Origin of the sequence: Acuticoccus yangtzensis (assembly GCF_001927245.1) — a bacterium.
GTDB classification, from domain to species: domain Bacteria; phylum Pseudomonadota; class Alphaproteobacteria; order Rhizobiales; family Amorphaceae; genus Acuticoccus; species Acuticoccus yangtzensis.
The window spans coordinates 436,659-462,513 of the sequence record NZ_MJUX01000002.1 but is presented as its reverse complement, the minus strand read 5'-3'; the positions used below and the strand labels follow the sequence as shown (position 1 = coordinate 462,513).

Sequence of the window (25,855 nt, the reverse complement as noted above, 5' to 3'; positions counted from 1 at the left end):
TTCTTGTCCGTGCGATTATGTCACTTGCAAATCGGTCTGCCGATAAGGTCCACTTCCACAAACCTGGCGGACCAATCCGGGGAGAGGGCGGTTGACCAAATATGCCGGCGGCGCGTTGATCCCCACGCTTCGGGTCGAGCGGGGGGATGCGGCGAACCTCTCCATGCAGCTCGCCACCCACCTGCGCGAACTCATCCTGTCGGGCGATCTGCCGCCCGGAACGCGGCTGCCGGCGAGCCGGGTGCTGGCGGGCGAGCAGGGCGTGTCGCGCACCACCGCGGTGGCCGCCTACGAGCAGTTGACGTCCGAGGGGCTACTCGTCAGCCGCGTGGGCGCGGGGACCTATATCAGCGACGAGGTGCGGCCGATGGCGCCGCGACCGGAGCCCCCGGCCCCGCCCGAGCGTCTTCCCCGCCTCGCATTCTTCAGCCGTGAAATCAGCGAGCAGTTCTTCCCGCGCCTCAGTCATCCGCGTTCGCCGCGCCCCTTCGTGACCGGCATGCCGGCCTTCGATGCGTTCCCCATGGCGCAGTGGGCGCGGCTTTCCGCCCGCTATTGGCGCGGCAACCGGGCGCAGCTGATGTCCTATCCCGAGGCGACGGGCCTGCCGGAACTGCGGGCCGCGATCTGCCGTCACCTGCGCGCCAATCGCGGTCTCGTCTGCCAGCCGGAAGAGGTGTTCGTCTTCGCCGGGGCGCAGGATGCCTTCCTGCAGATCGCGCAGATCCTCATCGACCCCGGCGACCGGGTGTGGATGGAAAATCCCGGCGCGATCGGCGCGCGCAACGCCTTCCTGGCGCAGGGCGCGGCGCTGATACCGGTCCCGGTCGACGGCGAGGGGATCGACGTCGCCGTCGGCCAGCGCGCCGCGCCGGACGCGCGCCTCGCCTTCGTCACCCCCGCCCATCAGCACCCGCTCGGCACCACCATGAGCCGCGACCGGCGGTTCGAGCTTCTCGCCGCCGCCGAGGCGATGGGCGCCTGGATCGTCGAGGACGACTATGTCGGCGAGTTCCACTATGGCCGCTCGCCTCTGCCGCCCTTGAAGGCGCTCGACGGGGCGGGGCGCGTCGTCTACGTCGGCACCTTCTCCAAGGCGCTCTTCCCGGCGATCCGGCTCGGCTACGCGGTGGTGCCGGGCGCGCTGGTGGAGATGTTCGAGCGCACCCTGTCGGCCGCCGCGCACGGCGTGTCACACGCCATGCAATCCATCGTCGCCGACTTCATGACCGAAGGGCACTTTTCCGCTCACCTGCGCCGCATGCGCGACCTCTACCGCGAACGCCGCGATGCGTTGATGGACGCCGCCGAGCGCCACCTCGCCGGCACGCTCACGGTGACGCCGACGGACACGGGCTTCCACACCGTTGGCCTGTTGGCGGACGGGCGGGACGAGGGCGGCGCCGCCGATGCCGCCGCCGCGGCCGGCATCGCCACCGCGCCGCTGTCCCGCTTCACCCTGCAGCCGATCCCGCAGACGGGGCTGACGCTCGGCTTCAGCGCGGTTGCGCCGCACGAGATCGAGCGCGGGGTGGAGCGACTCGCCGCCGCGCTCCGGGCGGGGGCGGGGACGGGGGCGGGTCAGGGCAAGCCGGTGGCGGGCGGGGCGATCAGGAGATAGATCCACGTCGCGGCGATCACCACCGGCACGCCGATGCTGCCGATGAGGCCGAGCAGCGGGATCACCGGCGTGTGCGGCACGATGATGGAATAGCGCGCCTCCTCGCCGACGCCGTGATACTCGCCCTGTCGCATCTTGCGCCGCCACTGCACGCTGCGCCACGCCGCCGCGACGATCGACACCATCACCAACAGGCACAGCGCCACGCCCACCAGCGGGATCAGCGGGAAGAACATGCTGTCACGCATCGAGGGGCCGCGGATGCCGATCGTGAGCGGCGTGAAGAGGAAGGCCTGCGAGGCGACGAGCCAGTTCACCCGCGCATTCAGCAGCGACAGCTCGAACTGCAATTCGCCGCGGAGGGTGCGGTAGATCGCGTCATTCTCGGCCGATATGCGGGGGCCGGACTGGGGCGGCGCGCCGGGCTCGGCCTCCCGCGGCGTGCCGGGTTCCGGAAATGCGATCATGCACCGTCCTGTCGTTGCGCGGAGGGACGGCGCATTGTTAGGCGCGCCGACCGCCTCGCGCTACGGGCGGGCGCTACAGCGCGGCGCGGATCAGCTCCGCCGCCTTCTCGCCGATCATCAGCGACGGCGCGTTGAGATTGCCGGCCGTGATCGCCGGCATGATCGACGCATCGGCCACGCGCAGCCCCGCCACGCCGTGGACCCGCAGCGCCGGATCCACCACCGCGCCCGCTGCCGCGTCCGGCCCCATGCGGCACGTCCCGCACGGGTGGAAGACCGAGGTGGTGCGCCCGCGGATGAACTCCGTCAGCGCCTCGCGCGAGGTGACGTCCGGCCCCGGCGCGAGCTCGCGCGCGATCACGCGGGCGAGCGGCGCCTCGGCCGCGATCGCCCGCATCAGCGGCACCGAGTCGATCAGCTCGTCCATGTCCTCCGGCGCCGAGAAATAGCGTGGGTGGATTTCCGGCGGCGCGGCGGGGTCGGCGGAGCGGATGTGCAGCCAGCCCCGGCTCTTGGGGTGACAGTTGGAAATGCCGAGCATGAAGCCCGGAAAGCTGTCCGGCTGCGTCAGCCGTCGCTTCCCCGGCACCGCGCGGGTGTAGGACAGCGGCGAGAAATAGAGTTGCAGGTTCGGCCGCGCCCTGCCCGGATCGCCGCGCACGAAGCCGCCGCCCTGGTTGACGCTCAGCGACAGCGGCCCGTCCCGCGTCGCGAGATAGCGCAGCCCCGCGAGGCCGCGAGCCCAAAGCGGCCCCAGCGTCTGGTTCAACGTCGGCACCGTGGCTTCATAGACGAGGTCGAAGCCGACATGGTCCATCAGGTTGCCGCCGACGCCGGGCGCCACCACCACGGGGGCGATGCCGAGCGCCGCCAGCCGCTCCGGGTCGCCGATGCCGGAGAGCTGCAGGATCTGCGGCGAGCCGATCGCCCCCGCCGACAGCACCACCTCGCGCCGCGCCATGACGCGGTGGACGTCGCCGCCGCGCTGGTACTCCACGCCGACCGCGCGGCCGCCGTCGACCAGGATGCGCGTCACCGCCGCGTGGGTGACGAGCCTGAGATTGCGCCGCTTCAGGGCCGGGTAGAGGTAGCCGGTGGCGGCCGACGCCCGCAGCCCGCCGCGCGTGGTGATCTGGTAGAAGCCGACGCCCTCCTGGTCGGCGCCGTTGAAGTCGGCATTGCGCCTGTGCCCCGCCGCCTCGGACGCGGCCACGAAGGCGTGCGTCAACGGATGCGCCGCCGCCGCCACGTCGCGCACGGTGATCGGCCCATCGCCTCCGCGCCATTCGTCGGCGCCCGCGAGGTTGCTCTCCAGGCGGCGGAAGAAGGGCAGCACGTCGCGGTAGGCCCAGCCGGGATTTCCCGCGGCGGCCCAGCCGTCATAATCGGCGGCCTGCCCGCGAATATAGACCATGGCGTTGATGGAGGAGGAGCCGCCCAGCACCTTACCGCGCGGCCAGTAGGCGGCGCGCCCGCCCAGCCCCTCGTCAGGCTCGGTATAATAGCGCCAGTTCAAGGTGGGGTGGTAGAAGGCGCCGCCATAGCCGATCGGCATGCGCACCCACACGCTGCGGTCCGACCCGCCCGCCTCCAGCAGCGTCACGGATAGCCCCGGCGTCTCCGACAGGCGCGCCGCGACGACGCACCCCGCCGACCCCGCACCGACGACGACCACGTCGCACTCTTCGGCAACCGCCATGATGGCCCTCCGCTTCACTGCCCCGATGTAGGGACGAAGCGGCCTCCTGTCGCCTGCCATTTGCGGCCGATCAGAGGGCCAATCGGGGCATGAAAAAACCCGCCGGGGTGCGGCGGGTTTGGTCGTCTTCGCGGGGGAGGGAAGGCTCAGTAGGCCAGCGAGGCGAAGTTGTTGACGAGGATGCGCTCCAGGAAGAACAGGCCGAGCAGCAGCACGATCGGGGAAAGGTCGATGCCGCCGAGGTCCGGCAGGATGCGGCGGATCGGCGCCAGGGCCGGCTCGGTCAGCTTGTAGAGCGTGCGCCCGATGGTATCGACGATCTGATTGCGCGGGTTCACCACGTTGAACGCGTAGAGCCATGAGAAGATGGCCGACGCGATGATGATCCACTTGTAGATCCCGATGATCGTCAGCAGCAGCTCTAGAATGGAGGCCATTGGTCGCCTTTAGGTTTCCGTCCGGGGCACAGGTAAAGGTGATGGGCGCGCGCTGCAAGCGAGGCGGAGCGGCGCAGGCCGTCCACCTCGCTGATCGGGCAAGCCTCAGGCGCGCAAGGTGGCGCCCGTCGCCTTCGCCACGGCGGCGATGATGTCCGCCGACACCTTCTCGATGTCGTCGTCGGTCAGCGTCTTGCCGCTCGGCTGAAGCGTCGCCTCGACCGCCACCGACTTCTGCCCCTCCGGCACGCCCGTGCCGCGGTAGACGTCGAACACCGCCACGTCGGACACGAGGTCCTTGCGCGCGCCGCGCGCGGCCTTGGTGATCGCCCGCGCGTCGATGTCCTCGGAGACGAGGAAGGCGAAGTCGCGCCGCACCGGCATCAGGTCGGAGGCGCTGAAGTTCGGCTTCTTCGTCGCGTTGCGGCGCGGCTCCGGCACTTTCTCCAGCGTCAGCTCGAAGGCGACGAGGCGCTCGGGCGCGTCCATCCCGGCGAGCACAGCCGGGTGAAGCTCGCCGAAATGGCCGAGCACGTTGGGGCCGAGCCGCAGCGTGCCGGACCGTCCGGGGTGGTAGTAGGCCGGCGCGTCGCGGGTGATCTCGCAGCGGTCGGCCGGGCCGCCGATGGCGGTCAGCGCGGCCAGGATATCGGCCTTGGCGTCGAAGGCGTCGGCGGTCTCGTCACCGTCCCAGTGGCGGCCGACACCGGCGGCGGTGTTGCGGCCCTGGCGCACGCCCGCGGCCTGCGTCGTCTGGTCCGCCGGCTCGTCGCCTGCGAACACTTGGCCCACCTCGAACAGCGCAAGGTCCGGGTGGCCGCGGTTCACGTTGCGCGTGACGGCGCGCACCAGCCCGGCGAGCAGGCTCGGCCGCATGTCCGACAGCGCCTCGGCGATCGGATTGGCGAGGCGCAGCGCCTGTGAGCCGCCGCCGAACGCCACAGCGTCCTCGTGGCTGACGAAGGACCACGTGACCGCCTCTGTCATCCCCTGCGTCGCCAGGGCGCGGCGCACGGTGGCGACGCGCTGCTGCAGCGTGGTCAGCACCTTGGGTGCCACGGGGTCGGTGCGTACCAGCGGCGTCGGCTCCACATCGTCGATGCCGACGATGCGCACGATCTCCTCCACCAGGTCCGCCTTGCCCTCGACATCCGCGCGCCAGGAGGGCGTCGTGACCGCCCAGGGGCTCGCGGAGGTGTCGACGGTGAAGCCGAGGCGGTCCAGCACTTCGGCCTGCTTGGCCTCGTCGACCTCGAGGCCGGAGAGGCGCATCACCTCGGCCGGCGGGAAGGCGATGGTGCGCTTCGCGTCCGGCACGGTGCCGGCGACGGTCACCGGGCCGGCCTTGCCGCCGCACATGGAGAGGATCATCGCCGTCGCATAGTCGAGGCCGGGCAGCATGAAGGCGGGGTCTACGCCGCGCTCGAACCGGTGGCGCGCGTCTGAATGGATGCCCAAGGTGCGGCCGGTGCGGGCAATGTTGATCGGCTCCCACAGGGCCGATTCCACCAGCACCCGCGTCGTCGCCTCGGACGAGCCGGACGCTTCGCCGCCCATGATGCCGGCGAGCGATTCCACACCGTTGCTGTCGGCGATGACGCACATGGCGTCCGTCACCTTGTAGAAGCGGCCGTCCAGCGCCTCGAACTCCTCGCCGGCGCCGCGGCGGACCACGAGGTCGCCCGACACCTTGTCCGCGTCGAACACGTGCAGCGGGCGGCCGACGTCGTAGGTGAGGTAGTTGGTGACGTCCACCAGAGCGTTGATCGGGCGCAGACCGATGGAGCGCAGGCGGCGCTGCATCCACTCCGGCGAGGCGCCGTTGGCGACGCCTTCGATCAGCCGCAGCCCGAACGCGGGGCACAGATCCGGCGCGTCGATGGTGACGGCGGGCGCGGCGGACCCGTCCACGGCGAAGTCGGCCACCGTCAGCGGCTTCAGCGTGCCGAGGCCCGCGGCGGCGAGATCGCGCGCGATGCCGCGGATGCCGAGGCAGTCGGCCCGGTTCGGCGTCACGCCGATCTCGACCACGGGGTCGCCGACATCGGCCCACGCCACGTAAGGCGTGCCGACGGGAGCGTCCTGCGGCAGATCGACGATGCCGTCGTGCTCGTCGGACAGGCCCATCTCGCGCTCGGACAGCATCATGCCGTGGCTTTCGACGCCGCGGATGGAGCCGACCGCGAGGTCGACACCGGTGCCCGGAACGTGGGTGCCGGGCGCGGCGAACACGCCGACGAGCCCCGCCCGCGCGTTCGGCGCGCCGCAGACGACCTGAACCTTGCTGCCGTCGCCCGGATCGACGGTCAGCACCCGCAGCCGGTCGGCATTGGGGTGCTGGTCCGCCGTGAGCACGCGGGCGATCCTGAACGGGGCAAGCGCAGCCGCACGATCTTCGACGCCTTCGACCTCGAGGCCGATTGCGGTCAATTGATCAATAATGGTTTCGAGGGACGCATCCGTTTCGAGATGGTCCTTCAACCAGGACAAAGTGAACTTCATGTTCGCGGGTCTCGCGAGAGAGGTCTTAGAGGGCGGTTAGCTGCCGGCCGTATACCCGTACCGACGCAGGTAGCGCTGGAAGCGAGGCGGGTCCGTTCTATCGAACTCTTCCTGCTCCGCAACGTGCGCCGCTGCGATTGGCCTTATAGTGTCTACCATTTGAGCTTCCAATGCCTCGCATGTAGGCGCGGAGGCGTTTTTATAAGCAGACTCTAGAACGCGGGCGTACTTCTGGGAAATCTTGATGTGGCCGGATTCGTGAATCACCGCGTACTGCGAGATCACGTCCCATTTTGCGCGCAAATCTGGGTCGGCGCTTGCACGCTGGCGCCATTCGGGAAGAATCACCTCGGACCGAAGGCCGACACGGCCGCGCCGGGTGAACCGGCAGCGCCCGCTCGTCTCCACGGTCTCGAAGTTGTGAAGGAAGGTCGTCTCCACCGCGGCGAAGGCACGGCCATGGCTTCCGGGCACGGACGGGCCGTGAACCTGAAGCGACCGTTCCAGCGCCGACAGCGAATTGCCCGAGACCTTGTAGGTGGACACGCGGACATCCGTCGGCGGTGTGGAGCACCCGGCGACCAAGGCGACCGATGTGAACGCGACAACGGCCGCCAAGAACTTCACCGAGAGAGGCCTCCTGCCAAAGACGGACGGTCGAGCGGAGCGAAGCCATAGTGGGTGAGCCACCGCGAGTCGCCCTCAAATAGGTCGCGCAGGTCCGGCATGCCATATTTCAGCATCGCAATGCGGTCGATCCCCATGCCCCAGGCGAAGCCCTGGTAGACGTCGGGATCGAGGCCGCAATTGGCCAGCACGTTCGGATGCACCATCCCGGACCCGAGGATTTCCAACCAGTCGTCCCCGACGCCGAGCTCGATGCCGTCCTTGGACCGGCGGCACCTGATATCGACTTCGTATGACGGCTCGGTGAACGGGAAGAAGGACGGGCGGAAGCGCATCGACGCGTCCTCCACCTCGAAGAAGGCGCGGCAGAACTCCGTCAGCACCCATTTCAGGTGCCCGACGTGGCTCTCCTTGTCGACGACGAGGCCCTCGACCTGATGGAACATCGGCGTGTGGGTCTGGTCGGAGTCGCAGCGATAGGTCCGCCCCGGAGCGATGATGCGGATGGGCGGCTTGTCCTTCAGCATCGTGCGGATCTGCACCGGGCTCGTGTGCGTGCGCAGCAGGCGCCGCGTGCCGTCCTCGCGCTCGGGCAGGAAGAAGGTGTCGTGCATGTCCCGCGCGGGATGGCCCTCGGGGAAGTTCAGTTTGGTGAAGTTGAAGTCGTCGGTCTCGATGTCCGGCCCTTCGGCGATGCGGAAGCCGAGGTCGGCGAAGATCGCGGACAGTTCGTCCCACACCTGGCTGATCGGGTGGATGCGCCCGCGGCCGATGCCGGTCTGGCGCGGGTCGAGCGTCACGTCGATCCGCTCGGCGACGAGCTGAGCCTCCAGCGCGGCGGCCTTCAGCGCCTCGCGCCGGGCGGCGATCTGCTCGGTGACGCGCGCCTTCAAGCCGTTGAGGGCCGGGCCCATCACCTGGCGCTCTTCGGGGCTCATCTTGCCGAGCGTCTTCATCTGCTCGGACAGGCTGCCCTTCTTGCCGAGGGTGGCGACGCGCACGGATTCCAGCGCGGCCTCATCGCCTGCGGCGTTGATCTGAGCCTCGATCCCGGCCTCGATCTCGTCCAGATTGTCAGGGCTGATGACGGCATTCATCGGTCAGGCGATCCTTGGGTTGCAGGGACACTATCAAACGGCATCAAGTGTTGTCTTGGCGGGTTGACGCACCGGCGACATTGTCTTGTAAACGTTGCCGAAGTGCATCACGACTTTCACAAAGCTTCGCTCAGGGCAACCCTGGCAAACGTCCCGCCTCGCTTGCACGACGTGTGAAAGCCGGGCAAGAGACGACAGTTGTGATCCGATTTTGGGGGTCCGCATGACCGACGCCACGCAGCCTTCCGGTACGCCCGCGCCCATCCCCGGCCAGATGGGGCCGGTGGCCATGATCAAAGCCGAGGGCCTGACCGCCGTCTTTTGCGGCGTCATGGCCCTGACCGTGGTCTATTTCGCCGTCGCCCTGAGCCTCGGCATCGCGCCGCTCCTGCTCGTCGGCGTGTTCGCGGCCGGCGTCTTCTACTGGACGTTCCTCGAATATCTGCTTCACCGCTTCGTCCTGCATTGGGAGCCCGAACAGCCGGTGCTGAAGGCGGTCCGCAAGTGCTTCCCCGGCCACCGGGCGCACCACAACAAGCCGTCGCGCTTCCGCGAGGATGGCCTGCACATGCTGAAATTCTTCACCTGGCCGTCGCTGTTCGGCGTCTTCTTCTTCTGGGGCGTCTTCGCCTACGCCGGGTTCGAGCCGGCGCTGCCGCTCGGCCTCGCCTTCACCGCGGGCATCCAAATCGGCTACCTGCTCTACGAGTTCACCCATTCGGCCTGCCATTTCATGCCGATGAAGTGGGCCTACGCGGCGCACCTGAAGCGCCACCACGCGATCCACCACCACCGCGACGAGACGGTGAATTACGGCGTCACCACCTCGATCTGGGACGTCGCCTTCCGCACCACATGGAAGGGCCGCCCGAAGGCCGCCGCCTGAGCTTCGCCGCGCCCGCGCCGCAGGAGGGCGCGTCCGTGAGCGGCTGGCCCGCCCGCGCGCTCGTGGTGGGCGCCAGCGGCGGGATCGGCGCCGCCCTCGCCGCGGCGCTGGAGGCGAGGGGCGCTGCGGTCACCCGCCTGTCCCGGAGCGCGGACGGGCTGGACGTCACCGACGAGGCCAGCGTTGCCGCCCACATCGGGGCGCTCGGCGGGTTCTTCGATTGCATCATCATCGCCACCGGCGCCCTCGTCATCGACGGGGCGGCGCCCGAGAAGAGCATCCGCGCCGTCACGCCGGATGCGATGCGGCGGCAGTTCGACCTCAACACCATCGGCCCCGCTATGGTGCTGAAGCACGCCTGGCCGTTGATCGCCCGAGAGGGGCGCACGGTGGTTGCGGTGCTGTCGGCGCGGGTCGGCTCCATCGGCGACAATCGGCTGGGCGGCTGGACAAGCTACCGCACCGCCAAGGCGGCGGTGAACCAGGTGGTGCGCACCGCCGCCGTGGAGCTCGCCCGCTCGCGGCGCGATGCGATCCTGGTGGCGCTCCACCCCGGCACCGTCGCCACCCGCTTCACCGCCGATTATCAGGACCGCTATGACACGGTGCCGCCGGACGCCGCCGCGGCCAACCTCCTCGCGGTGATCGATGCGCTGACGCCGCGGGACACCGGCGGCTTCTTCGACTGGAAGGGCGACCCGATCCCCTGGTGATGCGGTTCCCTGGCGAGCGCGGTCCCCTGGTGAGCCCGATCCCTTGGTAAGCCCGATTCCCTGATGAGCGCTGCCTCCGCGGCCGAGCGCAGGACGCGAAAAAGCCGGCCCCCTCGTCGGAAGGGGCCGGCTTTCGGTATCCATCAGGGTCGGCGGGTGCCGACCGGGTCAGGCCAAATCAGGCCGCGGCGGTGCCCTGCTGCTCGGCCGGGAGGGCGGCGCGGGCCTGCTCGACGATCGCGGCGAAAGCGGCCGGCTCGTTCATGGCGAGGTCGGCGAGAACCTTGCGGTCGATGTCGATCTCGGCCTTGTTCAGACCGTCGATCAGGCGCGAATAGGTGAGGCCCAGCGGACGCACAGCGGCGTTGATGCGCTGCACCCAGAGGGCACGGAATTCACGCTTGCGGACCTTGCGGTCGCGATAAGCGTACTGGTTCGCCTTTTCGACGGCCTGCTTGGCGACGCGAATGGTGTTCTTACGGCGACCGTAATACCCCTTCGCCTGCTTCAGGACCTTCTTGTGCTTGGCGTGGGCGGTAACGCCGCGCTTAACGTGTGCCATTTAAACTCAGCCCCTCGCGTACGGCATGAACTTCTTCAGGACGACCTTCGAGTCGGCCGGCGACAGCGTCGTCGTGCCGCGCGCCTGACGAATGAACTTCGTCGATCGCTTGATCATCCCGTGACGCTTGCCGACCTGACCCACTTTGATCTTGCCGCTGGCGGTGACTTTGAAGCGCTTCTTCGCGCCCGACTTGGTCTTCAACTTGGGCATTTCAAACTCCGTCTCATGGTCGCCTCGGCATGCCCCACGAACGCTCAAACGAGCGGGCTCGGCGGTGAGACCGAGCGTGGCCGGGCGACCTTTTCGGGTAGAGCGCGCGATATAACCGCTCGGCGGCCGATGCGCAACCATCAATTGGGGTCCGGCTCCTCAGCGCCAGCAGCGCCCTCGAACCCCTAGCGCCAGCGGTGCTCCTCGAACCCTAGCGCCAGCGGCGCTCCTCGAACCCCTAGCGCCAGCGGCGCTCCTCGAACCAAGGCATTTCCAGCCAGTTGCCGGCGTTGCGTCCGGCAATCGCCCAGTAGACCAGCCCGCCGATCGCCCCGCAGGCGACGGAGAGTTGAACCGCGGCGGTGTCCATCGGCGGTGCCTCGCCCGCCATCGTCGCCCCCAGCGGCACAGCGCGCACCAGGCCGACCACCCCGCCGCTGATCATATGTGCGATCAGGCTGCGGACCTTGAAGCCCTCGGTCACCGTGGCGGCGATCAGCGCAGGCCAGAAGGCGGAGAACAGCACGCCGAACGTCATCGTGATGATGATGATGGAGAGATTGATGAGCTGCGGCCAATCCGTCGCGCCCAGGGTGGCGGGGTCGATGCCGAGCACCACCAACGTCGCCACCGCGGACCCGGCAAGGCACGCGGTCGGGATTGCGATGGAGATCATGATGATCTGAGCGGTGAGCCCCCAGATCGCGAACATGGCTATTCCGCCGCAGCGGCGGCCGCCGCCGTCTCGTTCGCCCGCCTCTCGCGCGCGGACATCTTCTCCGACGCGGACTTGAGCTGACCGCAGGCGGCCAGAATGTCCTGCCCGCGCGGCGTCCTGACCGGCGAGGCATAGCCCGCGCGGTTGACGATGTCGGCGAAGGCCTCGATCTGGTCCCAGTCCGAGCACTCGTAGTCGGAGCCGGGCCACGAGTTGAACGGGATGAGGTTGATCTTGGCCGGAATGCCCTTGATCAGCTCCACCAGCGCCCGCGCATCCTCCAGGCTGTCGTTCACGCCCTTCAGCATCACGTACTCGAACGTGATGCGCCGCGCGTTGGAGAGGCCGGGATAATTGCGGCACGCGTCCATCAACTGCGCCAGCGGATATTTGCGGTTCAGCGGGACCAGAACGTCCCGCAGCTCGTCGCGCACGGCGTGCAGCGAGATGGCGAGGAGGACGCCCATCTCGTCGCCGACGCGGGAAATCATCGGCACCACGCCGGAGGTGGAGAGGGTGATGCGCCGCTTGGAGAGGCTCAGCCCGTCACCGTCCGAGACGACGGCCATGGCGGCCTTCACGCCGTCGAAATTGTAGAGCGGCTCGCCCATGCCCATCAGCACGACGTTGGAGATCATCCGCCCTTCGAGCGGCCCGTTGGCGGCGCGCTCGGCGCCCACGAAGTCGCCCAGACGGCGGCGCGCGAACACCACCTGCTCGACGATCTCGCCCGCCGTCAGGTTGCGCACCATGCGCTGCGTGCCGGTGTGGCAGAAGGTGCAGTTCAGCGTGCAGCCGACCTGCGAGGAGACGCACAGGGTGCCGCGGTTCTCCTCGGGGATGTAGACGGTCTCGACCTCGACAGGGCGGCCGGCGCCCTTGGCGGGGAAGCGCAGCAGCCACTTGCGGGTGCCGTCGGTGGAGATCTGGTCCTCCACCATTTCGGCGCTGCCGACGGGGAGCCGTGCCGCCAGAGCCTCACGCACCGGGGCGGCGACGTTGGTCATCGCCGAAAGATCGTCCACCCCGCGCACATAGAGCCAGTGCCAGAGCTGGGCGACGCGCATGGCGATCTGATGGCGCGGTACGCCGACGGCGGCGAGATGACCCGCCAGCTCCTCGCGCGAGGCACCGATGAGCTGCGGCTCACCCGCAACGTCGAGCGCTCGCACCTCCGGCGTGACCGGCTGCGGCGCGTTGCGACGTTTCAGAAGGGCGAGATTGGCCATCGGTGCCTTTATCGTCAGTTGCAGCTCTGCGAAATGCGATTGGACGCCGCCGTCACGCCGGACAGCGAGAAGGTGTAGGTGGTTTCCGTACCACGCGCCGACTGACCTTTGACGGTCATCCGGCTGCCGGCCCGCATCGACGCCACAAGTTGTTGTTCGTCGGCCGGAGATTCAACCCATGCGCCGTCGTCTTTCGTGAACAGCGAATAGGCGGTTCCGTCAACATCCACCGTCACGGTGGAGTCGGCGGCGAAGGGATAGCCGACCAGCACGCTGACTTCGTTGCTGACATCGTCCGCGGGGCGGCTCGTCAGGAAGAAGAAGACGTCGCCATGGTTGCGGTTCGAAGGGGCGAGGGTCTTGGGTTTGGACAGGATATAGCACGTCACCTTGCCGCCATTCTCGTACCGATAGGCTTCCCAGTCATTGTACTGTTCGAGAAGCGTCGGCGTCGGCGCCTGGGCGCTGGCAGCTAAGGGGAAAAGGATGAGGATGAGGGCTGCGATCGACCGCATTCGGGAAAGTCCTTGTCCTTAGGTCCGTCGAGGCACACGCGAAACCCATTTCAGGTGTCGCGCGGTGGGGTCAAGCCCCGCGTCATTACCTGTTGGCCATGATTCAACGTTCTTGACCGTGGAGTGGGGGGCACAGTCCCTCACTCTGCGGCACGACCCTTGAAGGGAGGGTGAACGCCGCCGGGCGAGTTTGCGCCGCATCGCCGCCTGTCTGGAATAACGATTACGCCTAGCGCCGGACTGGGGCGAGGCTCGCCCCGCCCCTTTGCGACGCTGATGCCAAGCCGCCCCACGGCCGTGAAGAAGCCGCCCCACGGCCGTGACGACGAGGCGCCTCGGCCGTCCCACGCGGGCGCGGCGGCCGGGCGCACGCCGCTCGTCTCACTCCGCAGCAAGCGGCGGCTCGATCCGCTGGGCCGAAAGGTCGACGCGCGGACCGCCCTGCCACAGATCGCGGATGACCTCGGCGAGCTTCTGCGCCAGGCCGCCGTTCGGGCCGTCCGCCACGTACATGGCGATGTAGGTGGTGGGGAGCGGCGGCAACGTGCCACCGTGGTCGATCTCGGCGAGCTGCGGCGGCAGCGTGTTGTCGATCCCCGCATGGACGGCGAAATCGGCGGCCACCGTCGCCTCCACGGTGCGGATGGAGAGCGATTCCACCGCCATCACCCACGGGATGTCCGCATCGTCCAGCGCGCGCTGCACCCATGGGCGGAAAATGCAGCCGTTCTCGAAGGCGAGCGGCACCGGGCGGTGGCGGTAGGCCTGGCCGCCCGGCGAGCCGATCCACACCAGCGGCCCCTGCTGCAGGATTTCCGCGCCCGCGTCCGGCGTCATCTCGGTGGTGAGGATGACGTCCACCTCGCCGCGCGCGAACTGGTCCTTCAACACGCTGGTATAGGACGATTGAAGCTGCACCCTCACGCGCGGATAGGTGCGCGCGAAGAGCCGCAGCACCTCGGGGATGTGCGGGTAGACGACGTCGTGCGGCGCCCCCAGGGTGAGATCGCCCTGAAAGGACGGCTCGGTGAGCCGCGCCAACGCCTCGTCGTTGAGGTCCAGCATGCGCCGTGCATAGGAGGCCAGTTGCTCCCCGGCGGCGGTGGGCGTCATCCCTTTGCGCGCCCGGTCCAGCAGAGTGTGGCCGAGCCCTTCCTCCAGCCGCTTCAACTGCATGGAGACCGCAGACTGGGTGAGGTTCAGCCGTTTGGCCGCCCGCGTCACCCCGCCATGCTCGACGATGGCGAGGAAGCTCCGCAGCGCGGCGAGATCCAGCGTCCGCATCATAGCATCAAAACCTGTGATCAAAAGGATCAGGACGTTTCGTTTTACTTATCGAAGCCGCGGACGCAAATCAATTCCACGCAATGGCCTGCAAGAGGAGGATGGCCAGTGGAACAGGTTCTTTCGCATTTCAGCCGGGTTCGGATCGATTGGATGAGGTCCGTGCGCCTCGCCGCGCTGTGGCTCGACATTTGGACCGAGCGCCGCCATTTGGAGCAGCTCGACGACCACATGCTGCGCGACATCGGCGTCAGCGCCGCAGAGGCGCGTGCGGAAGCCGGCCGCGCGGCCTGGGACGTGCCACCGCAGCGCCTCACCATCGGCAGCGGCTGGTAAACGGCGCCCCCGCCGAAGCCCGGGCCCGCAACGAAGACGGCGCGCGGGACGAAACCGGCGGCGAGGGAGGGCCTCAGTCCTCCAGCGCCGCCTTGGCCTTCTCGCGGTGGCGGTCGGTGATGTGGCTCGCGACCAGCGTGATCGCCCCCATCAGCACCGCCATGTCGTCGCCGAAACCGATGCCGAGGAGAAAATCCGGCACCGCGTCGATCGGCGTCACGAAATAGGCGAGGGCGCCCAGCAGCGTCGCGCGCACGCGGAACGGCACGTCGGGGTCCATCGCGCAATAGTAGGCGGCGACGACGTCGCGCGAGAACGGGATGTGCCGCGCGGCCTTCTTCAAGGTCGGCCAGAACTTGCGGCGTACCTTCGCCTCGTTGGCATCAAACCCCGCTTCGGCCTCCGGGCCGAGGATCTCGCCGGTTCTCACGTGGTCCATGGCTCACACCCCCTCGCGCTCGGCCGCGGCCGCCGCACGGTCGATCACCCGCGCCAGGCGGACGTCCTTCTCGGTCAGCCCGCCCGCATCGTGCGTGGTCAGGCGGATCGACACGCGGTTATAGACATTCGACCACTCCGGGTGGTGGTCCATCTTCTCCGCCGACAGGGCGACCCGCGCCATGAAGCCGAAAGCCTCGTTGAAGGACTTGAACTTCAGCCGCGTCAGGATGGCGGCTCCACCCTCTTCCAGCGTCCAGCCGGTGAGGCCGGAAAGATCGACCGAGCCTTCCATGGCGCGCCCCCTTGTCAGCGTCACCCCTAGGTAGGGCGGGCTGTGGGCTGATCCAACAGGGGGCGGATCCAACAGGGAGCAGAGCCGAGAGGAGGGAGCGGCTCCGACCGGCTCAGCGCGGGGCGTAGCGGCGGGCGACGTAATCCTCGACCACCTTCTTGAACTCGCCGGCGATGTCCGCGCCGCGCAGCGTCATCGCCTTTTCGCCGTCGATATAGACGGGCGCAGCCGGCAGCTCGCCCGTCCCCGGCAGCGAGATGCCGATATCGGCGTGCTTGGACTCGCCCGGCCCGTTGACGATGCAGCCCATCACCGCGACCTTCATCGCCTCGACGCCCGGATGGCTCTCCTTCCACACCGGCATCTGGCTGCCGATGTAGGACTGGATGTCCTGCGCCAGCTCCTGGAACACCGTCGACGTGGTGCGGCCGCAGCCGGGGCAGGCAGAGACGACCGGCAGGAAGGCGCGGAAACCCATCGTCTGCAGCAGCTCTTGCGCGACCTTCACCTCGAGCGTGCGGTCGCCGCCCGGCTCAGGCGTCAGCGAGATGCGGATGGTGTCGCCGATCCCCTCCTGCAGCAAAATGCCGAGCGCGGCCGACGAGGCGACAATACCCTTCGACCCCATACCCGCCTCGGTCAGGCCGAGGTGCAGCGCATAATCGCACCGCGCGGCGAGGTCGCGGTAGACCGCGATCAGCTCTTGAACGTCCGACACCTTGGCCGAAATCAGGATCTTGTCCGCGCCGAGCCCCAGCTCCACCGCGCGATCCGCCGAGGAGATGCCCGATCGCACCATCGATTCGCGCAGCACCGCCGCGGCCGAGATGGGCGTCGCCGACGCCTTGTTCTCGTCCATCAGCGTCGTCAACAGGTCCTGGTCCAGCGAGCCCCAGTTTACGCCGATGCGCACCGGCTTGTCGTAACGGCACGCCATCTCGATGATCTGCGAGAAGCGCATGTCCCGCTTGGCCTTGAAGCCGACATTGCCGGGATTGATGCGATATTTGGCCAGCGCCTCGGCACACGCCGGGTGATCGGCCAGCAACTGGTGGCCGATATAGTGGAAGTCGCCGACCAGCGGCACGGTCACGCCGCGCGCGGCCAGCCGGTCGCGGATGTGCGGCACCGCGGCCGCCGATTCGTCGCGGTCCACGGTGATGCGCACGAGTTCCGATCCCGCCGCGGCGAGCTCGGCCACCTGGTTCACGGTGGCGTCGATGTCGGCCGTGTCGGTGTTGGTCATCGACTGCACGGCGATCGGCGCGCCGCCGCCGACGGTTACCCCGCCGACGTCGACGGGGATAGACCGCCGCCGCTCTGCCGGACCCGACCGTGCGATGGGGCTGACGATGTTCATGGGGCCTCCGATGCGCTCCAAGCGGCATATACGGCGTTGCGCCGCGCCCGGCAAACCGCTCCCATCGCACACACGCATGACGATCATGTCACATTCCGGCATTCGCGACATTTCGCCGGAATAGCTGCAGCTTATGGCCTTGTGCGGTGCAGCGAAGTCGTTACCTTTCACCACAACCCGACGGCGGGCAAGGCGGCGGCGGACCACGACCCCCGGCAATGGTGGGACGCGGACCGCGGCACCGCCCGATGACGCCGCCATAACCCGCCTGCGCCGCCCCGGCGCCGACCGACGCACCGCCGCCCGCGCAGCCGACGAGCGCGGTGCAAGGAGACCATCATGCTCAAAGGCAAATCCGCCGTCATCACAGGCTCCACCTCCGGCATTGGCCTCGCCTATGCCAAGGCGCTGGCCGCCGAGGGCGTCAACGTCATGATCAACGGCTTCGGCAAGCCCGAAGAGATCGAGTTCGAGCGCAAGGGCCTCGAAGGTCTCGGCGTCAAAGCCGTCTACAGCGCCGCCGACATGACGAAGCCGGCCGAGATCGCCGAGATGATCGCCACCGCCAAGGCCGAACTCGGCTCGGTCGACATCCTCATCAACAATGCCGGCATCCAGTACGTCTCGCCGATCGAGGAGTTCCCGGACGAGAAGTGGGATGCGATCATCGCCATCAACCTCTCGTCCGCCTTCCACGCCTGCAAACACGCCGTGCCGCTGATGAAGGAGGCCGGTTGGGGCCGCATCGTCAACACCGCATCGGCCCACGCCAAGGTCGCATCGCCGTTCAAGGCCGCCTACGTCGCCGCCAAGCACGGCATCGCCGGGCTGACGAAGACCGTCGCCCTGGAAGTGGCCGAGAACAACATCACCGTGAACGCGATCTGCCCCGGCTATGTCTGGACCCCGCTGGTGGAAAAGCAGATCCCCGACACCGCCAAGTCCCGCGGCATGACCGAGGAGGAGGTGAAGCGCGACGTCCTCCTGGCCGCCCAGCCGACGAAGAAGTTCGTCACCGTGGAACAGGTGGCGTCACTGGCGCTTTATCTGTGCAGCGATGGGGCCGAGTCGATCACCGGTACGCTCATCTCCATGGACGGCGGCTGGACGGCCTGATTGACCATCGCGTGGCGGGCGGCACGACGCGCCACCCGCCGGCACCCTACCTCGACCTCTATCGGACGGCTGACACGCTGAATGCGGTTCCTGATCAGACTGTGGCGCTGGGGCTTCGACCTCGGCGCTCTTCTCGGCGGCCTCGCCATCGCCCTCGGTTTTCTCGGCGCGCTGCATCCAGCGTTCGACAGCCTGTCCCATTTCCGCGCCCACCTCGCCGTGGTCACGGCGGTGCTCGCCCTGGTGCGCCTTCTCTCCGGTCCCGGCATCGGCCGGATCATGGCCGCCGTCATCCTCGTCGGCTCCGTCATCGCCGGGGCCATGACCGCGCGCTACATGATCGCCGACACCAGCCTTCACGAGGTGCGCGGCGAGACCCATACGCTGCTGCAGTTCAACACCCGCATCCGCCTCAGCGAGGCGATCGACCTCATCAACAAGGCCAATCCCGACTTCGCCGTGCTGCAGGAGATGCCGCGCCGCCTGTTCGAGCAGGAGGCCGAGCGTGATCCGCGCTTCGCCGCCTACCCCTATTACGCCACCTGCGATGCCGATTCGCTGCGTGCGTCCGGCCTCGTGATCCTCTCCAAGCTGCCCTTCGTGGACCCGCCGGTGTGCAGCGGGCGCGCCAACTTCATGCGCGCCGCCGTCATCATCGGCAACGACGTCCTCACCATCGGCGCCCACCACCTCGACTGGCCTTGGCCGTTCGGCCAGTGGACCGGCAGCTTCGCGGAGCTGGCCACCCTGCGCGCCACCGGCGGCGCCGCCATCCTCGCCGGGGACTTCAACGCAGCGCCGTGGAGCACCACGGTCCAGCGCTATGCCTCGCTGACGCGCACGCTCCCGACGACGGGGATCGGCCCGACATGGCTGCTGGACGCTGTCAATCCCGCGTGGCGACCCTACGTTGGGTTGCCGATCGACAACATCCTGACGTCCGGCATCGCGATCGCCCAGGTCGAGCGCATCGAGGGGCCGGGCTCGGACCATCTCGCCGTGATGATCCGCTTCGCCATCGAGGACTATTGACGCCTCTCACGCCTCCGGCGGGAGCGGCCGGGGGAATTGAGATGAACCGCAAGAAGATCAACCTGGCCCTCCAGGGCGGCGGCGCGCACGGGGCGTTTACCTGGGGCGTCCTCACCGCACTGATGGAAAGCGAGAAGGTGGACCTGTGCGGCGTCACCGGCACGTCGGCCGGCGCCATGAACGCCGCCGTGCTCGTGTCGGGCTACGTCAAAGGCGGGCCGGCCGAAGCGGTCGCAAGGCTCGATGCCTTCTGGCGCGACGTTGCCGAGGCGGCCCGCTTCTCGCCCTTCCAGCGCACCTTCTTCGACCGCCTGTTCGGCAACTGGAGCCTCGATTCCTCGCCGACCTACCTCGCCTTCGACCTCGCCTCGCGCATGGTCTCCCCGGCGCTCGCCAATCCGCTCGACATCAACCCGCTGAGGCCGATCATCGAGCGTTATGTGGACCTCGATGCGGTGGCGGCCTGCGAGGAGATCAAGCTCTTCGTCGCCGCGACCAACGTCCACACCGGCAAGGCACGCATCTTCAGCCATACCGAGCTGACGATCGAGGCGCTGCTGGCCTCCGCGTGCGTTCCGGAGCTTTTCACGCCGGTCTTCATCGACGGTGTGCCCTATTGGGACGGCGGCTTCATGGGTAACCCGCCCCTCTACCCGCTGTTCTACAACACCGACGTCGCCGATTGCGTCATCGTCCAGATCAACCCGATCGAGCGGGTCGACACCCCGGTGACCGCGCGCGACATCGTCAACCGGGTCAACGAGATCACCTTCAACGCCTCGCTGCTGCGCGAGCTGAGGGCGGTGCGCTTCGTCACCCGGCTGATCGAAGACGGCAAGCTGGACCCGAACGAATATATGCGCGTGCGCGTCCACCGGATCGCCAGCGAGGAGCTGAACCCGCTGTCGTCGTCCTCCAAGCTGAATGGCGAGTGGGCCTTCCTGCGGCACCTCAACGCCATCGGCCAGCGCGCCGCCGGCCAATGGCTCGAGCGCCACTACGAGGATATCGGCGTGCGCGATTCCATCGACCTCGCCAGCGAGATCGCCTGACCGAGCGGGCCCTCCCGCGCCGACCCGTACCCGGCGAACCACGACGACGTCATCCCCCTCGCGCGAACCGCCCCGCCGGGCTATTCTCAGCCGCCGCCGAAAGGGCTGCTCCATGCATGGCGACCCGACACCCGCCTACCTCACCGTGCTCGCTTTCCTCGGCGCCGCGGTGCTCTTCGTGCCGATCTTCAAGCGCCTCGGCCTCGGCTCGGTGCTCGGCTATCTTTTCGCCGGAATGCTGCTCGGCCCCTCGGTCATCGGCATCACGCGCGAGCCGGAGGAGATCGTCCAATTCGCCGAGCTGGGCGTGGTCTTCCTGCTCTTCCTCATCGGGCTGGAGCTGAACCCCGGCCGCCTTTGGGCGATGCGCAAGGACATCTTCGGGCTCGGCCTGTTGCAGGTGGTGCTGTGCGCCGGCCTCATCATGATCTATCCGCTGCTCCTCGGGAACAGCTTCAACACCGCGCTCGTCGCCGGGCTCGGCCTGTCGCTCTCCTCCACCGCGCTCGCCATGCAGCTCATCGAAGAGCGCGGGGCGATGCGCATGGCCTACGGCCAGACCTCCTTCGCCATCCTTCTCATGCAGGACCTCGCCATCGTCCCGCTGCTCCTCATCGTCGCGCTCTTGGCGCCGGGTGAGACGATGGAAGGGGACGAGGTCGCCTTCTCCATCGTCACCGCGTTGACGGCGCTCGGCGGCATCATCCTCGTCGGCCACTATCTGCTGTCGCCGATGTTCCGGCTGCTCGCCCGCTTCGGCGGCACCGAGATCATGACCGCCGCGGCCCTCCTCGTGGTGCTCGCCGCCGCAACAACCATGATGTCGGTCGGCCTCTCCATGGCCATGGGCGCCTTCCTCGCCGGGGTGCTGCTGGCCGAAAGCAACTACCGGCACGAGCTGGAAGCCGACATCGAGCCCTTCCGCGGCCTGCTCCTCGGCCTCTTCTTCCTCGCCGTCGGCATGACGATCGACCTCGGCCTGGTGATGGAGCGCTGGCAGATCATCCTCGGCGGCCTCGTCTCCATGATCGTCTTCAAGGCGGCGATGATCTACGGCCTGGTGCGGCTCTTCGGGCGTGACCATGCGACCGCCACCAAGACCGGCCTCCTGCTCTCCCAAGGCGGCGAGTTCGGCTTCGTCCTCTACACCGCCGCCGCCACGCGCGGGGTGATCTCGTCCGACGATGCGAGCCTCCTCATCGCCATCGCCACACTGTCGATGGTGACGACGCCGTTCCTGATCCGCTTCCTGGCGCCGCGGCTGATCCCGCCGAAGCCCGTCGCCACGCTGACCGAAACCTTCGAGGATGCGGTGGGCGACGTCCTCATCATCGGCTTCGGCCGCTTCGGCCAGCTCGTCTCGCAGATGTTCCTCGCCGGCGGCTACCGGCCCATCATCCTCGACAACGATGCCGAGCGCGTGACCGAGGCGCGGCGCTTCGGCAGCCGCGTCTTCTACGGTGAGGGGCACCGGCTCGACGTGCTGCGTTCGGTCGGCGCCGAGCGCTGCCAGCTCATCGCCGTCTGCACCTCCCCGGCCGAGCGCACGAACGCCATCGTCGAGGTGATCCACGCCCAGTTTCCGGAAGTGAAGGTGTTCGCGCGCGCCTTCGACAGGCGCCATGCCCTCAACCTCCTCGATCTCGGGATCGCCTATCAGCGCCGCGAGACACTCGATTCGGCGATCCGCTTCGGCCGGGACGCGCTGGTTGCGCTCGGCATGGAGGCGACCGTTGCCGGTGAGACCGAGGAGCGGGTGCGAAAGCTGGACAGCGACCGGCTCGACTTCCAGCGGATCGAGGGCCTGGTGGAAGGTCACCGCAAGTGGAAAGAGGTCACGCCCGAGCCCTTCACCCGCCTCGCGCCCGGCGACGACGGCGACGCGCCGCCCACGGCCCCACCCAAAAAAGAAGCCGCCGAGTAGACCCGGCGGCGTTCGTTCGTGCTGCAGCGCGCCGCTTGGCGCGGGATGTTCGCCCGGGCGCGATGTCCGCCGGGTGTGACGTCGCCGGGGCGCGATCAGGTCTCGCGCCAGGCGCGGCGGATCTGCTCGGACAGCGGCTTCACGAGATACTGCACCACGGTTTGCCCGCCGGTGGAGATGTAGACCTCGGCGGGCATGCCGGGCATCAGCACCAGGCCGTCGTCCAGCCGGTCCAGCTCGTGCTCGGCGAGCGAGGTGCGCACCAGATAGTAGGTGACGTTCAACACCTCGTCGAAGCTCGCCTCGGCGGCGACGAAGGTGACCTCGCCGTTGAGCTGCGGCGTGGTGCGATGGTCGAACGCGGACAGCACCACGGTGGCGTGCTGGCCGACCACGACCTCGTCGATGTCCGCCGGGGCGATGCGCGACTCGATCACGAGCTGGTCCGCCTGCGGGACGATCTGCATGATCGTCTGAGCCGGCTGCACCACGCCGCCGACGGTGTGGACGCCGAGCTCGAACACCGTGCCGTTGGAGGGCGAGCGGATGTCCATGCGCTTCAACTGGAAGTCGGCGGCGACGCGGCGTTCCTTCAGGTTGGCGAGCTCCGGCTCGATCTCGGTGATCTCGGCGAAGGTCTTCTCGCGCTGGTCGATGGTGAGCTGCAGGACCTCCAGCTCGGTCTCGTTGATGCGGCCTTGCGCCATGGCGATCTGCGATGTCAGCTCGCCGCGCTCACCTTCCAATCGGGTCCGGTTGCGCTTCAGGTTGACGATCTTGTCGCGCGTGGTGCGGCCGCGGTCGTAGAGCCCGCCGAGAACCTCGAGCTCCTCGTCGATGAGGGCGATCTCGTCCTCTTTCGCCTGGCGCTGGGCGGTCAGACCTTCGATCTGCTGTTCGAGCTGCTTGGTGCGCTCGGTCAGCCGGTCCACCTGGCCTTTGATCGTCTCCTTGCGGGCCATGAACACCTTGTTCTCCGACTCCATGGCGCGTTGCACCAAGGGATCGTCGAGACGGGAGGCGAGTTCATCGGACGGGGTGATCGACGGATCGTCCTCCCGCTCGGCCTGGAGCCGGGCGAGGCGCGCCTCCATGGCGACGATCTGCCCGTCCAACAACGCGCGGTTGGCGGCGACCAGCGTCTCGTCCAGCCTGAGAAGGAGGTCGCCGGCTTGGACGCGGTCGCCGTCGGCCACCATGATCTCGCCGACGATGCCGCCGTCCGGGTGCTGCACCTGCTTGACGTTGGTGGCGACCACCACGCGCCCGGTGGAGACGACGGCGGAGGCGAGCTCGGCCGTGGCCGCCCAGCCGCCGAAGCCGACGATCAGCGTGGCGCAGGCGACGGTCCCGCCGAGCACGTAGGCGCGGATGGAGGACGAGAATTTCGGCTTCTGCGGGGCGGCGATTTGCTTGGTCGGAAGAGCCATGGGTTTCAACCGTCTGCGAGACTTAAGCGTTCTTGGTGGCGGCGGAGGCCGGGGCCTGCGCCGTAGAGGCCGCCTGCGGCCCGTCAGCGGCGATCGTGTCGCCGTCGTCCTCGCCGGAGCCCTGCGGCTTTTGCGGCTGGGCCGGCCCGCGCTTGCCTTGAAGCTGCGCCGGGACGCGCACGTTGTCGACCTTCTCGCGCCGCATCACCTTCTTCAGCACCTCGTCGCGGTCGCCGAAGTCGGCCATGCGCCCGTTTTCGATGAGGCACAGCTTGTCCGTCGCCGACAGCGCCGAGGGCCGGTGCGCCACGACGATGATGATCGCCCCGCGCTGCTTGCAGATGGTGATCGCCCTGTTCAGGGCCGAGTCGCCATAGCCGTCGAGGTTGGAGTTCGGCTCATCGAGAACGACCATGAAGGGATCATTGTAGAGCGCGCGGGCCAACGCGACCCGTTGCCGCTGACCGGCCGACAGCGTCGCGCCCTGGTCGCCGATCTGGGTCGAATAGCCGTCCTTGAAGGACAAGATCAGGTCGTGACAGCCGGCGATCTTGGCCGCGGCGATGACCTTCTCGTCCTCCGCATTGGGGTCGAAGCGGGCGATGTTCTCGGCGATCGTTCCCTCGAACAGCTCCACGTCCTGCGGCAGATAGCCGAGGTGGCGGCCGAGAACCTCCGGCTTCCACTGCGGCAGCGGCGCACCATCGAGGTTGATGGAGCCGCGCACCGTCGGCCACACGTTGACGAGGGCGCGCGCCAGGGTGGACTTGCCCGAGCCGGACTGGCCGATGATGCCGAGCGCCGTCCCCGCCTTCACCTGGAAGCGGATGTCGACGAGGGTCGGCGTGCGGGTGCCGGGCGGCAGCACGGTCACACCGTCGACGGTGAGGTCGCGCCGCGGCGCGGGAAGGTCGATCGCCTCGATGGGCTGCGGCCGGTCGAAAAGCTGCTTCAGACGGCGATAGGCCTGCTGCGCGGCCAGCATGCCGCGCCAGTTCTGCACCGCCAGTTCCACCGGCTGCAGGCCGCGCGCCATGATGATGGACGAGGCGATCATCGCGCCCGGCGAAATGATCTGCTGAATGGCGAGGTAGGCGCCCAGCGCCAGAACCGCCGACTGCAGGAACAGGCGGAAGATCTTGGACGCCACCGTCGACAGGCCGACGATGTCCGCCGCCTTGGCGTTGGCGGCCAGGAACTTGTCGTTGACCTTGTCCCACTGTGTGCCGACGGCGTTCATCATGCCCATGCCGTGCAGCACTTCAGCATTGCGCCGGCCGGAGTTCACAACGGCATTGCGCTGTGTGGAAAATTCACCGCTGACCTTCATGGCCGGCCGCGCGACCCGGTCGGTCGCATAGGCGATGGTGAAGAGGACCACGGCGCCCAGAAGAGCGAGAAGACCGAGCCACGGATGAATGGCGAAGACGATGCCGATATAAATGGGCATCCACGGCATGTCGAAGAGGGCCGTGACACCGGTCGAGGAAAAAAATTGGCGCAACTGGTCGACATCGCGCACCGGCTCTGTCTTGGCGGCCAAGGGACCGGCCTGCACCGGAGCCGACACCTGCGCCAGGAAGGCCGAGCGCCCCACCGCCTCGTCGAAACGGTGGCCGATCCGTGTCAGGATCCGGTAGCGCACCAGGTCGATGATGCCCATGAAAAGATAGATGCCGACGACGAGCCCCGTGAGCGCGACCAGAGTCGGCACCGAACGGCTCGTCAACACGCGATCATAGATCTGCAGCATGAACAGCGGCCCGGTGAGCATCAAAATGTTCACCACGCAACTGAACGCTGCCACCGAGATGAAGGTGCGTCGTGTCGCCGCGATCGCATTGGCTAGAATGTTCGACGTCATTGGGCGTCTTGCCCCTCACAGTACCATACAGACAGAATATTGGGTCGCCGCGGCGACCCTACAGTGACGGCCAGCACAGCGCCAGGGCAGCGGGCATTCACTGCTTCTACATCTTCGTAAATGGCATTTTTACGAAGCAGGAGGGTCGATGTCATGGGCCGTGCACTTTTGCGCTATAGAGCATGGTGTATGGCACAAGCCTTTTCAGAATGTTGTGACGCGCGAACTTTTGGGGCAGGTGCGTTCCAGCCGACCGGGACGTCCGCCACGAGGGCGTCCTGCTCCTGCACGCCGCAATCCCCTGGGGTCCAGCTTTGAAAACTCTGCAGCAGAAAACCCGCCTGATACACCTTGCTCAGTGGGCTGGCAATCTGCGCGACATCATCCTCATCTGGCCCCATGATGGCACACGAGTCTCGGCTGGGACTTTCGCTGAAC

The 25,855-nt window shown here is 68.0% G+C and carries 25 protein-coding genes; 8 read left to right on the top strand and 17 right to left on the bottom strand.

Features of this window, described 5'->3' with window-relative positions:
* Positions 1-91: 91 nt before the first annotated feature.
* Positions 92-1,621 (top strand): MocR-like pyridoxine biosynthesis transcription factor PdxR, encoded by a 1,530-nt coding sequence (gene pdxR, locus BIX52_RS08290; protein WP_075220556.1) that lies wholly within the window; start codon positions 92-94, stop codon positions 1,619-1,621.
* On the opposite strand, the gene BIX52_RS08285 is transcribed toward pdxR, so the two are convergent.
* From BIX52_RS08285 to pheS, 6 genes are all read right to left on the bottom strand, one after another.
* Positions 1,582-2,088: a hypothetical protein gene (locus tag BIX52_RS08285; protein WP_075220555.1), complete on the bottom strand. Its 507-nt coding sequence runs from the start codon at positions 2,086-2,088 to the stop codon at positions 1,582-1,584. The two genes, pdxR and BIX52_RS08285, sit on opposite strands and share 40 nt — an antisense overlap.
* Before the next feature lie 73 nt (positions 2,089-2,161).
* A complete protein-coding gene (locus BIX52_RS08280; RefSeq protein WP_075220554.1) occupies positions 2,162-3,787 on the bottom strand; it encodes a GMC family oxidoreductase in 1,626 nt (541 codons plus the stop codon).
* 146 nt (positions 3,788-3,933) lie between these two features.
* Positions 3,934-4,224, bottom strand: a complete 291-nt coding sequence (locus tag BIX52_RS08275; protein WP_075220553.1) for a YggT family protein — start codon at positions 4,222-4,224, stop codon at positions 3,934-3,936.
* 105 nt (positions 4,225-4,329) lie between these two features.
* Positions 4,330-6,726: a phenylalanine--tRNA ligase subunit beta gene (gene pheT / locus BIX52_RS08270; protein ID WP_075220552.1), complete on the bottom strand. Its 2,397-nt coding sequence runs from the start codon at positions 6,724-6,726 to the stop codon at positions 4,330-4,332.
* 36 nt (positions 6,727-6,762) lie between these two features.
* Positions 6,763-7,272, bottom strand: a complete 510-nt coding sequence (locus tag BIX52_RS08265; protein ID WP_157956218.1) for a DUF922 domain-containing protein — start codon at positions 7,270-7,272, stop codon at positions 6,763-6,765.
* Positions 7,273-7,349: 77 nt separating this feature from the next.
* Entirely contained in the window at positions 7,350-8,450 is a 1,101-nt protein-coding gene (pheS, locus tag BIX52_RS08260) for a phenylalanine--tRNA ligase subunit alpha (RefSeq protein ID WP_075220550.1), read from the bottom strand.
* Between the two features lie 223 nt (positions 8,451-8,673).
* On the opposite strand from pheS, the gene BIX52_RS08255 reads away from it, so the two are divergent.
* Both BIX52_RS08255 and BIX52_RS08250 read left to right on the top strand, forming a co-directional pair.
* On the top strand, positions 8,674-9,336 hold the full coding sequence (locus BIX52_RS08255; RefSeq protein WP_075220549.1) for a sterol desaturase family protein: 663 nt from the start codon (positions 8,674-8,676) through the stop codon (positions 9,334-9,336).
* A gap of 35 nt (positions 9,337-9,371) precedes the next feature.
* Positions 9,372-10,049, top strand: coding sequence for an SDR family NAD(P)-dependent oxidoreductase (locus tag BIX52_RS08250; RefSeq protein WP_075220779.1), 678 nt, complete (start codon positions 9,372-9,374; stop codon positions 10,047-10,049).
* A 178-nt stretch (positions 10,050-10,227) separates the two neighbouring features.
* Here the strand turns inward: BIX52_RS08250 and rplT are convergent, their stop codons facing one another.
* The 6 genes from rplT to BIX52_RS08220 form a co-directional block, all read right to left on the bottom strand.
* A complete protein-coding gene (gene rplT, locus BIX52_RS08245) occupies positions 10,228-10,611 on the bottom strand; it encodes a 50S ribosomal protein L20 (protein WP_075220548.1) in 384 nt (127 codons plus the stop codon).
* Between the two features lie 6 nt (positions 10,612-10,617).
* A complete protein-coding gene (gene rpmI / locus BIX52_RS08240; RefSeq protein ID WP_075220547.1) occupies positions 10,618-10,824 on the bottom strand; it encodes a 50S ribosomal protein L35 in 207 nt (68 codons plus the stop codon).
* Positions 10,825-11,062: 238 nt separating this feature from the next.
* Entirely contained in the window at positions 11,063-11,536 is a 474-nt protein-coding gene (locus tag BIX52_RS08235) for a hypothetical protein (RefSeq protein WP_075220546.1), read from the bottom strand.
* Between the two features lie 2 nt (positions 11,537-11,538).
* Positions 11,539-12,771 (bottom strand): dual-specificity RNA methyltransferase RlmN, encoded by a 1,233-nt coding sequence (gene rlmN, locus BIX52_RS08230; protein WP_083660119.1) that lies wholly within the window; start codon positions 12,769-12,771, stop codon positions 11,539-11,541.
* Between the two features lie 14 nt (positions 12,772-12,785).
* Positions 12,786-13,286, bottom strand: a complete 501-nt coding sequence (locus tag BIX52_RS08225; RefSeq protein ID WP_075220545.1) for an invasion associated locus B family protein — start codon at positions 13,284-13,286, stop codon at positions 12,786-12,788.
* Between the two features lie 381 nt (positions 13,287-13,667).
* Positions 13,668-14,573, bottom strand: coding sequence for a LysR family transcriptional regulator (locus BIX52_RS08220; protein WP_075220544.1), 906 nt, complete (start codon positions 14,571-14,573; stop codon positions 13,668-13,670).
* A 150-nt stretch (positions 14,574-14,723) separates the two neighbouring features.
* On the opposite strand from BIX52_RS08220, the gene BIX52_RS08215 reads away from it, so the two are divergent.
* Entirely contained in the window at positions 14,724-14,906 is a 183-nt protein-coding gene (locus tag BIX52_RS08215) for a DUF1127 domain-containing protein (protein WP_075220777.1), read from the top strand.
* A gap of 73 nt (positions 14,907-14,979) precedes the next feature.
* Here the strand turns inward: BIX52_RS08215 and BIX52_RS08210 are convergent, their stop codons facing one another.
* The 3 genes from BIX52_RS08210 to ispG all read right to left on the bottom strand — a co-directional run bounded on the left by BIX52_RS08210 (position 14,980) and on the right by ispG (position 16,999).
* Entirely contained in the window at positions 14,980-15,345 is a 366-nt protein-coding gene (locus BIX52_RS08210) for a YkvA family protein (protein WP_075220543.1), read from the bottom strand.
* A 3-nt stretch (positions 15,346-15,348) separates the two neighbouring features.
* On the bottom strand, positions 15,349-15,639 hold the full coding sequence (locus tag BIX52_RS08205; RefSeq protein ID WP_075220542.1) for a 4a-hydroxytetrahydrobiopterin dehydratase: 291 nt from the start codon (positions 15,637-15,639) through the stop codon (positions 15,349-15,351).
* Between the two features lie 112 nt (positions 15,640-15,751).
* Positions 15,752-16,999, bottom strand: a complete 1,248-nt coding sequence (gene ispG / locus BIX52_RS08200) for a flavodoxin-dependent (E)-4-hydroxy-3-methylbut-2-enyl-diphosphate synthase (protein WP_075220541.1) — start codon at positions 16,997-16,999, stop codon at positions 15,752-15,754.
* Between the two features lie 339 nt (positions 17,000-17,338).
* Here ispG and BIX52_RS08195 point away from each other — a divergent pair, with 339 nt between their 5' ends.
* The 4 genes from BIX52_RS08195 to BIX52_RS08180 all read left to right on the top strand — a co-directional run bounded on the left by BIX52_RS08195 (position 17,339) and on the right by BIX52_RS08180 (position 22,123).
* Entirely contained in the window at positions 17,339-18,115 is a 777-nt protein-coding gene (locus BIX52_RS08195; protein WP_075220540.1) for a 3-hydroxybutyrate dehydrogenase, read from the top strand.
* Between the two features lie 81 nt (positions 18,116-18,196).
* Positions 18,197-19,147, top strand: a complete 951-nt coding sequence (locus BIX52_RS08190) for an endonuclease/exonuclease/phosphatase family protein (protein ID WP_075220539.1) — start codon at positions 18,197-18,199, stop codon at positions 19,145-19,147.
* A 41-nt stretch (positions 19,148-19,188) separates the two neighbouring features.
* Positions 19,189-20,199 carry a patatin-like phospholipase family protein gene (locus tag BIX52_RS08185; RefSeq protein WP_075220538.1) on the top strand — a complete coding sequence of 337 codons (1,011 nt, stop codon included), beginning with the start codon at positions 19,189-19,191 and terminating at the stop codon, positions 20,197-20,199.
* A gap of 112 nt (positions 20,200-20,311) precedes the next feature.
* A complete protein-coding gene (locus tag BIX52_RS08180) occupies positions 20,312-22,123 on the top strand; it encodes a monovalent cation:proton antiporter-2 (CPA2) family protein (protein WP_075220537.1) in 1,812 nt (603 codons plus the stop codon).
* A gap of 95 nt (positions 22,124-22,218) precedes the next feature.
* On the opposite strand, the gene BIX52_RS08175 is transcribed toward BIX52_RS08180, so the two are convergent.
* Together BIX52_RS08175 and BIX52_RS08170 are read right to left on the bottom strand one after the other, a co-directional pair.
* Positions 22,219-23,553 carry an HlyD family type I secretion periplasmic adaptor subunit gene (locus BIX52_RS08175; protein WP_075220536.1) on the bottom strand — a complete coding sequence of 445 codons (1,335 nt, stop codon included), beginning with the start codon at positions 23,551-23,553 and terminating at the stop codon, positions 22,219-22,221.
* A gap of 22 nt (positions 23,554-23,575) precedes the next feature.
* Positions 23,576-25,417, bottom strand: coding sequence for a type I secretion system permease/ATPase (locus BIX52_RS08170; RefSeq protein ID WP_075220535.1), 1,842 nt, complete (start codon positions 25,415-25,417; stop codon positions 23,576-23,578).
* Positions 25,418-25,855: the final 438 nt, after the last annotated feature.